We start from the raw sequence: 229 nt of genomic DNA, 5'->3' as shown, positions 1-229 counted from the left end.
GAGTCCAATAAAATTTACCAGCACATACACATCCTCGATGAGCGTGAAAAAGAGGTGATCATCGGTAGGTTTGGGCTGGATCAGGACAAAGAAAAGACACAGCGTGAAATTGCGCGGGAGCTGGGCATTTCTCGTTCGTATGTATCCCGTATCGAAAAGCGAGCGTTAATGAAGTTGTTTAATGAGTTTTATCGGACGAAACAGCCGCAGGGTAGATAAAAGGTAAAGG

The 229-nt window shown here is 45.0% G+C and carries 1 protein-coding gene; it reads left to right on the top strand.

The features are described from left to right. The coding region (locus HPY31_RS28580; RefSeq protein ID WP_172143301.1) for a sigma factor-like helix-turn-helix DNA-binding protein at window positions 1-219 on the top strand (219 nt) is incomplete at its 5' end. Window positions 220-229: the final 10 nt, after the last annotated feature.

This window comes from Brevibacillus sp. HB1.3, assembly GCF_013186635.1.
Classification (GTDB): domain Bacteria; phylum Bacillota; class Bacilli; order Brevibacillales; family Brevibacillaceae; genus Brevibacillus; species Brevibacillus brevis_D.
This window is presented reverse-complemented; position numbering and strand designations above follow the sequence as displayed.